Origin of the sequence: Nodularia sp. LEGE 04288 (genome assembly GCF_963896525.1) — a bacterium.
Taxonomy (GTDB): domain Bacteria; phylum Cyanobacteriota; class Cyanobacteriia; order Cyanobacteriales; family Nostocaceae; genus Nodularia.
This window is the reverse complement of record NZ_CAWQOY010000142.1, coordinates 24,075-35,656: the sequence shown is the minus strand read 5'-3', so window position 1 is coordinate 35,656 and position 11,582 is coordinate 24,075. Positions and strand designations below refer to the sequence as shown.

Below are 11,582 nucleotides of genomic sequence, written 5' to 3'. Positions count from 1 at the left end.
ACTCCCCACTCCCCACTCCCCAATCCCGTAGAACGCCTATTCGGTCGGTTTCAAGTTCTCAGTGCTTGCTTTGTCGCCTTCGCTCATGGTTCTAATGATGTTGGTAATGCGATCGCTCCTTTAGCGGCGATCGTCTATATTAATCGCACTGGTAGCGTCCCGATCAATGGCATTATCATCCCCATCTGGATTTTAATCCTTGGTGGTGCTGGTATTGTCGCTGGTTTAGCCCTTTGGGGTAAAAAGGTGATTGCCACAATTGGCGAAAACATCATATCTTTGCAACCTAGTAGTGGCTTCTGTGCCGAACTTGCAACCGCCACCACCATCCTGCTAGCCTCCCGCTTCGGTTTACCTGTCTCCACCTCCCATGCACTTGTTGGCGGTGTTGTCGGTATTGGACTGATGCAAAATATCAAATCAATTAAATTTCAAACTCTACAAGGTATTGCCCTTGCATGGCTAATTACCCTTCCCGTGAGTGCAATCCTCAGCGCTACCATTTTTAGCACTGCCAGAATTTTCTTCCTCTAATATTTATTCTTTATGTAACCGAATCAATTGATATTTTTCTAGCTTTTATCTGAAAAGCAGACTGCTACAGCATCAAAACCAAAGTATGTTTTTGCAGAATAGCAGTTAATTCACTAAAATAATTAACAGGGGATAGTAATAATTTGAATTTCTGCGGAACACTAGTCTAAGAGCTATTAAGAATGTAAACTGTCACACAAGCTACATTCTGCAAAAATTGACATATAATTCCATAAATCTGATAATCCTGTTGTGGCAATACAGGTATTGATCAGCTTTTGATAATGACCGTTGCTACTAAAAAAGCAAGTATTTATATTGGGAGTGTTGTTTTTTCTAATAAACTCTCACAAGAGAACCGTTAATTTAAATAAGTCTCATGGCCAGCATCTCGTTGATGCTGAAGGCAAGAAAGTATAATCCGGCTGCTATGTAAATAAATTGGATACTTTGCCAACCTTGTACTCACCATGACAAAATTAAATTTATGTACGCAATTCCGGCAAAAGTTTTGAATTTACCTGACAAAATCCAGGAAATCACGATGGATGCCCAGCAAGTTTACGGAAAGCAGCTTTATCTTCAAGGTGTTAGAGGTTAGAAGCTAATGGGGCGATTTGAGAAGCGACCAGACAACCCACGAGTCAGAGGCGAGCTATCCAGAGCAGCAGAGACAGCTTTATGGGCTGTGGTGGAGGATTTAGAAAAACTCCAGCAAAATGTCCTCAGATCGTTACAGGAAGAAATAAAACGGCTTCAGGCCGATAAAACTCGTTTATCTGACGAAATTCAACAGTTGCTAGAGGAAAAGGAACACTTACAACAGGTAAGACAAATCACCGAACAGCAAGTGTTGATTCGTCAGTTATCAGAAGCCTTGGCAAAGCATATATCTTCGCAGCTGCAATCATCGCTGGCAAGTTTAGCCAGCAAATCAGTAGAAGGTAATTCCCAGGAACGATCTGCTATCAAGTCAGCCGGTAATAACAATGAGAGTGCTGAACAAATGCTTGGCACTTTGGATGATACCCTGACAATTACCTTTAATTCCTTACAACAGGAACTGAAGAATTACCAAAATAATCTTTCCCAACAGTTGTCTCGGATGCAGAGCCAACAGCAGCAGGGGGAAGCGATTGTCGAGGACTTTATTAATCATCTGCGCGGTGAACTAGGAAAAACCACAACAGAAATCTCACAACCAACTGTAAAAGCATCACCACCGAATATTTTGCCCCCCACGGAGCAACAACCGCCGCCTTCCTCTCCAACACATTTACAAACAGGAGTCATCCAAACCAGCGCCACCAAGCTAAGTTATACAAGCACTGAAGACTTATCTGAAAGTAACAATCCTGATCCTTCTACACTAGGGTCATCGGCAAATAAAATACTTCCACTAGTGACTGAACCCAGTTCCGTCCTCAGTGGCGATTTGTCCTCCAGCAATACCAAATTCTCAGGGGAACAAGAAAAGGTCAACGAACCCAGTTCCGTCCTCAGTGGCGATTTGTCCTCCAGCAATACCAAATTCTCAGGGGAACAGGAAAAGGTCAACGAACCCAGTTCCTTCTTCAGTGGCGATTTGTCCTCCAGCAATACCAAATTCTCAGGGGAACAGGAAAAGGTCAACGAACCCAGTTCCGTCCTCAGTGGCGATTTGTCCTCCAGCAATACCAAATTCTCAGAGCCAGAAAAGGCTAGCGAACCCAGTTCAGTACTCAGCAGAAACTCGTCTGAAAGCAATACTAAATCCTCGCCAGAGACAGGAAAGGTTCGCGAACCCAGTTCAGTACTCAGTAGAAACTCGTTTGAACGCAAGAATAAACCCCTAACTTCTGACCCAGGAACCAAGCAAAAAGCAAAACCTGCATCATCACAGTTACCTAGCTCCCGAACTTTTTCGCCAATCCAGATAGGTTTTTTGTTGGTTGTGTTGTCAACAATCGTCTCATCGCTATACAACATAGCCATCAAGGGGATGTTTTTTAAAGCTTACGACAATTTTGGAGTTTTAGAGATCCAGGGCATTATTTCGCCAACACTGGGAAATATCCTGTTAATTTTAATGCTCCGGTTGCTGGTAGTTGTGCCACTAATGTTACTCTTGGCTCCCATGATGCATCCACAAGTATGGCAAGATATGCAGAACCTTTTGGGATCATCACGTGGTAATTCCACTCCTAAGAGTAGTGTTCAGAAACAGAGAACTTTACAGTTATCTATCGCCAGTGGTTGCTGTTTGTTTTTATCTCAGGTGCTGATCTACCTGGCTATTGGTCAGGTAGCAACTGGAATGGCGATCGCTTTGTTCTTTGTCTACCCCATGATTAGCGGCCTTCTCTCATGGTTACTGTTTCGCGATCGCCCTAGTGGATTTCACTCGGCTGCTATGGGCGCTATCTTCTGCGGTGAATTGCTGGTTTTAGGAGGTTCTGCAAGCCTGGGTATGGCTAATTTCTCCCTGGGAAGCAGCACAGCCATCTTAGCTGGCGTAGCTTTTGCCTGCTACGTAATTTTGACGCGGGTATGTGGTACTAAAGTGCATCCAGTGTCTTTTACTTTAATTAACTTTACCACCATGTTTGTGTTGAGCTTTATCTGTTTGATACTGCCTTTACCAAGCAATTTGAGTATTGTTGTTGAGCAGTCGCAGTTGCTAGAACTGATTTTGAGTGCTTTTATTTTGGGTGTTCTCACTCTCCTCGGCTATGTACTCCAAAATGTTGGTATTCGCAAATTAGGTGGGTTACGCTCGGCGATTATCGGAGCCGGAGTCCCAATTTTAACCGTAGTTTTTGCTGGTTTGATGCTTCAGGAAACCTTGGCAATTATCCAAATTATGGGCGTGGTATTCGTCAGTTTTGGTGTAGCAGCTTACAGCTTTGAGAAAATGCGAACTCAGGTTAAACCTTCTCGCTCTCAAAATTAAATCACTTAGAGCCACCAAACTATGATCATTAAAGTTAAAAGAGTTCTATTCTCGGACTGCGATTTGATTGTTAGAACAATCCTCAGCACATACATATCCCTGATTTGCTCTTCCCCATTCCTTGTGAAGATTTCCCTGGAAACTCCGGATAATTCACCGGAGCAAATTTGATTGCTATAGTCTTTTAACTATCACCTTGAGGAGGTCTTGGTAAACATGAATAATTCAGTGAAAATACTATTTTTAAAATATACGTATAAACAGTATAATCCGGATGTAAATTAGTTTAATCTGCATTAGAGGTTTCTTTGTCATCCTCCCAACACCAAAGCACTAATTAAACTGAAACTCAGAGTTTTTGGTGAAATATCAGAGAATCTTAATAAACAGTTGCAAATTAACCATTTACATGATAATCATGGAAGTATTGCCAATAGATTACTTTATACAAAATTAATAAAAAAACGGACGAAAATAGAATATCATGTTGTAAGAAAATAAAAGGTAATTTGAACTTGGAATTATCGCCTAATTTTAGGTAGATGATTGTCCCTCCAGTCAAATGCCTATACTTCCAAAAAACTCCCGGAAGTTGTAAGTAAAGTATTGGTTTACAAATTCTGGATAAACCAGCCAGTTTTTCTTAAGCCAGTAGGTTACCTACACCAAAATAACTTCCAACCATTGCCGGAAATCTGGACACAACCAACAGTTCTTCAAAGCCTAATAAAAACGAATTCTTTGCGAAAGATATCCGAATTATTAAAGCTACCAGACAGTTGTTACAGTCAGACTTCCCCGCTCAAGAGTAATGATCATGTTTGACTCTTGAACACCTGCGAGTTAAAACATAATCAGGTTGGATTAAACACATTGGCTTCAATTGGGTGTATACTACTTGTTTCTGTGTGACTAATAAATCTGTAAACGTGCTATTCAACTGTCTGTAATATGAGTAACGACATAGATCTGATCAAGCGTCTTAGCCCCAGTGCGATGGATCAGATCATGCTTTATCTGGCTTTTAGTGCCATGCGGACGAGTGGGCATAGGCATGGAGCATTCTTAGATGCAGCCGCAACCGCAGCTAAGTGTGCGATATACATGACCTATCTAGAGCAAGGACAAAATCTGCGGATGACCGGTCACTTGCATCACCTAGAGCCAAAACGGGTAAAAATCATTGTAGAGGAAGTCAGACAGGCGCTGACAGAAGGCAAATTGTTGAAGATGCTAGGTTCTCAAGAACCCCGCTATCTGATTCAGTTGCCATATGTCTGGATGGAAAAGTTTCCTTGGCAACCAGGAAGATCCCGTGTTCCTGGGACAAATTTGACCAGTGAAGAAAAAAGACAAATCGAGCAGAAACTCCCCAGTAACCTGCCTGATGCTCAATTGACCACATCTTTTGAGTTTCTAGATTTGATTGAATTTCTGCACAAGCGATCGCAAGAAGTATTGCCACCTGAGCATCAAATGCCTCTGAGCGAAGCTCTAGCAGAGCATATCAAGCGTCGGCTACTCTACTCTGGTACAGTAACGCGGATTGATTCTCCTTGGGGAATGCCCTTCTACGCTCTTACCCGTCCTTTTTATGCGCCAGCAGACGATCAAGAGCGGACATACATCATGGTAGAAGATACCGCTCGGTATTTCCGGATGATGAAAGATTGGGCAGAACGGCGACCAAATACCATGCGAGCCTTAGAAGAGCTTGATATCCCCGCAGAAAAATGGGAGCAAGCTATGGAAGAATTAGATGAAATAATTCGCTCTTGGGCCGATAGATATCACCAAACCGGTGGTATCCCCATGATTTTGCAGATGGTGTTTGGCAGAAAAGAAGACTGATAGTTCAGGTGTTATACCATTAACACCTTCGACTAGCAGAGCGTTTCTATGCCTTACCTGAGCAATTGTTCCCTAATGGTACAATCCTGTTGATTTATCTGTGGAATCAATCCAAAATCTAAATCTAAAATCCAAAATCCAAAATTGTTTGACTTTTTTGGTTTAAAAAGTTGGGTAAGTTTAAGTGTTTAAGCCACCAAATCCATCTGTTCTACCTCATATCAGCTATTTTTTGGCACACAAAAAAATAGGCGGGCTGTAAGCCCAGCCTAGAAGAAACTCGTCAATTTCAAGACCTGTGATTTTATCGACTTCCTGGATTCCCTGGAATTGGAGTCACCTCAAAAGAGGGACTAAATTCGGTGGGGACTCTATTTGGTGGTGCAGATGCAGGCGAAAAGCCACTAACACGGTCACTGGCATCGATACAAGTATCCATTGCCTGGGTAGGTGGAAGATCAATCTCACTACGTAAGCCCACGACACACTGAGCGAAACGCTCAGGCAATAAACTACGACCACAGTAGTTTAAAACTGCTGTGTGAACAACTCCTGGAGTATTCGTGGTAATACCAACCACACACGTAGAGAAGTCCTCAGATCGGCGGGCTTGCTCACAGGAAGAAAGAGCATCTACGGGACTAATTTGCGTTTGTTGATTAATTTTTACCACGCAAGCAGATAAATCTCGCGGACGCAGTGCTTTTGCACATCCTTGTGATACTGCTTGTTCAGTTATACCCAAATTCAAGAGTCTAGCTGTACAGACACGGTAATCGTTGGCGTAAGAGGTAGTCACAGCCATACTTGGAGCAATCATCGCCAACCATCCAGCCATAGCTAAAACTGGCGTTGTCAGCCGCATCGTTTTGCTCTTAAATATTTCGACAGCGAAACTGCCTTGTTGGTTCCCAGGTTTACTCAATTTTTTTTTGCTCATCGCCTTTCTCCAAACACCCAAAGTTATGCTAACTCAAATGTACGGCATCTCTTCTGCAAACCAAGAAATTTAATCCACGGGGATATTTTGAATATTTATAAATATTTAGCTTAATATTGGATTTTGGAAAAACACTACGAAAGAATACGGTCTGGTACATTAGTCTAATAGCGAACAATGATCAAACAGTATCTCCAAGCGACTGCCCAGTATAAAATACAATCCAGTATATTGGATTACAACCTAAAACCTGGCTTGGTTTGCGTAGCCTCTCTTAGAGAAGAGACGTTTCTGTGCTTGATTAGTTCGTTATTTAATTTGCCATCAATGATATTTGATCACAGACAATATGTTGATCAGGGTTCCTTGAATAGTCATAAATTTAATTTACTATTGAGAACCTGATAGCTGGCGTGGCGCAGCCATAGGAAATCGGAATTTATCAGCAGAAGTAGTGAGTGAGGTTCAACAGATGAAATTTGGCATTGATATTGGGCATAATTCTCCTCCAGACACAGGTGCTGTGGGGATCAAATTTGAGGATGCTTTAAACACAGATGTCGGGAACAGAGTAATCTCGAAGTTACGGGCTTTAGGACATGAAGTAATCCTGTGTAAACCAGATAGGTCTACTTCCGTAACAAATTCACTATTTCAAAGAATTAATACGGCCAATACTAACAGAGTTGAGGTTTTTGTCTCCATACACTTTAACGCTTTTAATGGTCGGGCTAATGGTACGGAAGTATTTGCAGCTAGTGAAACTGGGAGAAGAATTGCTCAACCAGTGTTAAATGAAATTGTCAGTTTAGGATTTTTTAATCGTGGGGTTAAAAGTGGTTCCCACTTATATGTCCTGAGAAACACTAATATGCCTGCGATTCTTGTAGAATGCTGCTTCGTCGATTCACCACGAGATATGAATATCTTTGAACCGGAAGCAACTGCTAATGCCATTGTCAAAGGCTTGACCGGTCAAGTACCTAGTATTCCTGTGAATCCTGTCCCAGATGAAGAATTGAATACAGATACTACAGTCATCAGACTGCAAAGAGCCTTAAATCAATTAAAAATCAACGATAGGAATGGTAGGCCTTTAGTAGAAGATAATTCCATGGGACCGGCAACCAGCTCTGCAACAGTAAATTTTCAGAATATTGTGGGACTACCACCTAGTGGAATTGCAGACACAAAGACCTGGGATGCCATTAATCTGATTTTAGCTAAACGAATCATCAGACCCAACCACGCTGGCGGTCCAGTTATGAGATACCTACAATACCGTGTAGGTGCTGGTGTTGATGGCATCTATGGTCCTCAGACAGGAACAGCTATTAGGACATATCAAAGGCAAAATGGTTTGCTTGCTGATGGCATTGTCGGAGGAATGACCTGGCAGAGATTAATTGGTTAGCTTGACTAGCCACTATTTCCTCTTAGCAGCAGGATCATCAAACTTCATACAACCTGCTGCTTTTTCTGAAAAAGTGCGTGTTTCTGGATAAAATTCAGGGCGCTGGAAATTTGTCATTGGGTGCATATTTAGTGCCGGACTTCCATAGATAAGTCTGATTGATCAACCAAGACCTATCTTTTTGGACTATAAGTTGCTGTATCGTTGATTTAGTCAGCGTTTGAGGCTAGTGCTTCGCCCCATGAAAATGCAAATGTTGTTAAGCCTTGCCTATTCTATTTCTCTGTTAGGTTCCTTGACTTTGCCAACTAGCGCTCAACCTCTTCCGACTCACCCTATTGGGCCATCTCAAACCCTAGCAGTCAGTGATGAGATCACAATTCCTCAAGATACAGCAATTATTGTCAAATTTCCCGCATCCGTGACTATTGATGTGGGGCAGGATCAGGCTTATCCTCTCACTGTTCCTTTAACTAATGCGATCGCAGATGATCGAGGTAATATTATAGTGCCTCAAAATTCCCCTGTAACTATTAATCTCAAACCTACAGATGGGGGTGTGAAAATTGTCGCTAAATCTTTGGTAATTAATGGTCGGATTGTGGCTATTAAAGCATCAAGTCAGACAATACCCGGTACTACTATTACCTACAAACGAGCTAATGACAAAGCTGTGGAAAATAGTTCGATTTGGAGCCAAATTGGTGGGGATACTTTGGGCTTTTTCAGCCAAGGTGACCCAAAACAGTTTGACCGGGGTGCAATGCTGGGCAGTATTGTGGGGTTCCTGACTGGCTTAGGTTCCCCAGAAAATACCCGTGTTGTGCAGATTCCCCAAAGCAGTACCTATGTATTATCTCTGGATGCTCCCATCAGGTTGGGGTTCTTCACAAAATAGCTGTTGGCATGGGGTTGAGTATTGTTAAATGAAAACCGTGTCGGTGTTCACCTTGGAAATAGCGCTCTTGCAAAGGTTGCCATTGCTGCCACAACTGATAACGATTTTCTTGGAATAAAGTAGCCAGGGTGGGCAGTTCAGCATCAATTTCTGATTTGAACACATCTGCAAGCCACTCACCCATCACCATACTATCTTGCATATTTCCTAATAGGTCTTGGATGTTTTTGATTTCGGCAACATAAGCCGCGTAAGACTCACCATATAAGTCACTAAATAACTCCATTTGATAACGCACTCGTTTGGCTTGTTTCCGTAAATCATGAATGCTGTCACCTTGAGTTATCAATTCTTGTTCTATGTTTTCTGGTGGCAAATTTGTGCAAACTTTTACCTCTGAATCTATAATGTTAGTCCCCACTAGCCAGCCCGGATGCAGCAAAAAACTACTCAGTTCTGGTAAAAGTAAATCCGGTAGCACTTGTTGAATTGGGATGTATGCCAAAGGCTGATAAATGGGTTGTTCTAACCAATCTGCCAATGCTTGTTTAAGAGACTTGTAAGTTTCACCTTGTAATGTTGTCTGCGTCTGGGATAATGCCTTTTGACGTTGTTTATCTAAAGCATCAAAAGCTGTTCGCAGAACTTTTTGTTCTTTGTGAGGTAAATGTGGTTGGTAAAGGGTTGCTAAAGTTTCTTTGAGTACATCTATATCTCTGAGATTGCCAAGACGACGCGCAATTTTACCGATTTTCGAGGCGTTGGCTGACTGCGGTAAATTCAGGAATAAATCAAACCTACTGATGGCAGTCCGTAGGCGACGCATCCCGACTCGCATTTGATGCAATGCTTCTGGATCTTTATCTTTCTTAACTGATTTTTCCCATTTCAAGGTTTTCTTGAGGTGTTGTTGAATTGCCTGGTGAGCGTAGTCTTTGAGACTTTTTACTGGGGGGTTTATTGTCAATGTCATACTCGAAAATTAAATGTTTCGTCAAATGATCGTATACTAACATTAGTGAACAAAGTATATTTGTTGCAGTATATGTAGCACTGCTCAATAAGTTATGAACATCAAGATACCCAAATTATTCAAGACTTCGGGGATCTGAGTCTATCGGTGGATAAAAGAGGATTGCTATCTGTATCTTTATGAATAGAAATAAATATTGCTGTTGATAGTTAATAGTGTTGCTCAGAAAGAGTGAATGAAGAAATCATCTATTATTTAATATCAGATTAAGCAGGAAAAATCAGGGGAAAAGTTATGAGCAAGTGGTTTGAGCCATCTTTTCAGGGCTAGAGTCGCTCACGACTTAAAAAATTTATACCAAAAATAAATAATGGGTGTAACACCTCATGGCAAAAATGCTATACTCTGCTATGTAGATGCACCCTGATGATCTGGAGAGCTACCGATGTGGCTCTCCTTATTTCATGATCGGCGAATATTTGGCAGCGAAGACTTGGTATAATCGCCAATCAAGCAGCTAACAGTTGTGGGGAGAATAAAAATGGCAGATTGGCAAGAAATCTCTGGTGGTGTGACAGCACCAAGAGGTTATCAGGCGGCGGGAATCACCGCAGGACTGAAGCCTTCGGGATTGCCCGATTTAGCTTTGATATGGTCAGATGTAGAGGCGATCGCAGCTGGTGTATTTACCACTAGTCAAGTTAAAGCCGCCTGTGTAGATTATTGTCGCCAACGTTTGCAAGCTAAACACAGCGCGCGGGCAATTCTCTGCAATGCTGGTCAAGCAAATGCCTCCACAGGTATGCAAGGTGTGCGTGATGCCGAAGAAAGTGCCGAAATATTAGCGCGTGAGTTGAATATTTCCCCAGAATCGATTCTCTTGGCTTCTACAGGCGTAATTGGTCAACGGATCAGGATGGATGCTTTACGCAGTGGGATTCCCCAGGTTGTAGCCGCACTTTCCGACACAGGTTCAGATGCAGCAGCTGGGGCAATTATTACTACAGATTTGGTAACCAAATCCATTGCTTTAGAAACAACCATAGGCGATCGCCCCGTCCGCATTGGTGGGATTGCTAAAGGTTCCGGGATGATTCATCCCAACATGGCCACTCTGTTGGCATTTGTCACCTGTGATGCGGCGGTTTCGTCAAATCTGTGGCAACAAATGTTAAGTAGGGCTGCTGATCAAAGTTTTAATGCCATTACCGTAGATGGTGATACCAGCACTAATGATAGTTTAATTGCTTTGGCTAATGGTCAATCTCGCACTCCAGCAATTACCGAAATGGGTGCAGAAGCTGAGAAATTAGAGGCCATGTTAACAGCAGTATGTCAGTATTTGGCGAAAGCGATCGCTCGTGATGGCGAAGGTGCAACCTGCTTAATTGAAGTGCAAGTCACTGGCGCTTATGATCAAGTTTCCGCCCGTCAAATCGCTAAAACCATTGCCGGTTCATCTCTAGTTAAATCGGCAATCTTTGGACGCGATCCCAATTGGGGACGTATCGCCGCCGCCGCCGGACGTGCAGGTGTATCTTTTGAACAAGACAACCTGCAAATAAAGTTAGGGGATTTCTTATTATTAGAAAATGGTCAACCAGTACCATTTGACCGTGCAGCAGCCAGTGCATATTTAAAACAAACTGCGGCTGATTCTTCTTTACCACCAGACTTTATTGCTACTAATAATAGTAATGATTTATCTGTGGATAGAAGCATAATTAAAGGTCAACGAGTCGATAATCCGGTGATTATTGCCGTTAACGTTGGGAATGGTCATGGTTCTGGTAAAGCTTGGGGGTGTGATTTGAGTTATGACTATGTGAAAATTAACGCGGAGTACACGACTTAAAGGATATCGAACCACAGAGGCGCAGAGAACACAGAGAAAATCAATGCAGCGAATATGTGTAGTTGGTACAAGTGGTTCGGGGAAGACGACTTTAGCACGTCAAATTTCCCAGCGCCTCGCCATTCCTCATACATCAATCTGGCTTAATTAATTACGAACTACGAACTACGAACTACGAATTACTA

General features: G+C 42.3%; 9 protein-coding genes. 7 read left to right on the top strand and 2 right to left on the bottom strand.

Annotated features, from left to right (window positions below; translation table 11 throughout):
• From AACX33_RS20405 to hetR, 3 genes are all read left to right on the top strand, one after another.
• Positions 1-534 (top strand): inorganic phosphate transporter (locus AACX33_RS20405; RefSeq protein WP_227789205.1); only part of this gene is annotated, 534 nt, incomplete at its 5' end.
• 607 nt (positions 535-1,141) lie between these two features.
• On the top strand, positions 1,142-3,466 hold the full coding sequence (locus tag AACX33_RS20400) for an EamA family transporter (protein WP_227789203.1): 2,325 nt from the start codon (positions 1,142-1,144) through the stop codon (positions 3,464-3,466).
• 951 nt (positions 3,467-4,417) lie between these two features.
• Complete coding sequence (gene hetR, locus AACX33_RS20395) at positions 4,418-5,317, top strand: heterocyst differentiation master regulator HetR (RefSeq protein WP_194000966.1); 900 nt, start codon at positions 4,418-4,420, stop codon at positions 5,315-5,317.
• A 304-nt stretch (positions 5,318-5,621) separates the two neighbouring features.
• Here the strand turns inward: hetR and AACX33_RS20390 are convergent, their stop codons facing one another.
• Complete coding sequence (locus AACX33_RS20390; RefSeq protein WP_194000964.1) at positions 5,622-6,257, bottom strand: hypothetical protein; 636 nt, start codon at positions 6,255-6,257, stop codon at positions 5,622-5,624.
• Between the two features lie 472 nt (positions 6,258-6,729).
• On the opposite strand from AACX33_RS20390, the gene AACX33_RS20385 reads away from it, so the two are divergent.
• Positions 6,730-7,671, top strand: coding sequence for an N-acetylmuramoyl-L-alanine amidase (locus tag AACX33_RS20385; protein ID WP_194001094.1), 942 nt, complete (start codon positions 6,730-6,732; stop codon positions 7,669-7,671).
• A 241-nt stretch (positions 7,672-7,912) separates the two neighbouring features.
• The gene (locus AACX33_RS20380) at positions 7,913-8,569 is read left to right on the top strand and encodes a hypothetical protein (protein WP_194000962.1); all 657 of its coding nucleotides are present in this window, start codon (positions 7,913-7,915) and stop codon (positions 8,567-8,569) included.
• Here the strand turns inward: AACX33_RS20380 and AACX33_RS20375 are convergent.
• The gene (locus tag AACX33_RS20375; protein WP_194000960.1) at positions 8,559-9,542 is read right to left on the bottom strand and encodes a CHAD domain-containing protein; all 984 of its coding nucleotides are present in this window, start codon (positions 9,540-9,542) and stop codon (positions 8,559-8,561) included. The two genes, AACX33_RS20380 and AACX33_RS20375, sit on opposite strands and share 11 nt — an antisense overlap.
• A 541-nt stretch (positions 9,543-10,083) precedes the next feature.
• On the opposite strand from AACX33_RS20375, the gene argJ reads away from it, so the two are divergent.
• Both argJ and AACX33_RS20365 read left to right on the top strand, forming a co-directional pair.
• On the top strand, positions 10,084-11,397 hold the full coding sequence (argJ, locus tag AACX33_RS20370) for a bifunctional ornithine acetyltransferase/N-acetylglutamate synthase (protein ID WP_194000958.1): 1,314 nt from the start codon (positions 10,084-10,086) through the stop codon (positions 11,395-11,397).
• A gap of 43 nt (positions 11,398-11,440) precedes the next feature.
• On the top strand, positions 11,441-11,548 hold the full coding sequence (locus AACX33_RS20365) for a EutP/PduV family microcompartment system protein (RefSeq protein ID WP_275973779.1): 108 nt from the start codon (positions 11,441-11,443) through the stop codon (positions 11,546-11,548).
• Positions 11,549-11,582: the final 34 nt, after the last annotated feature.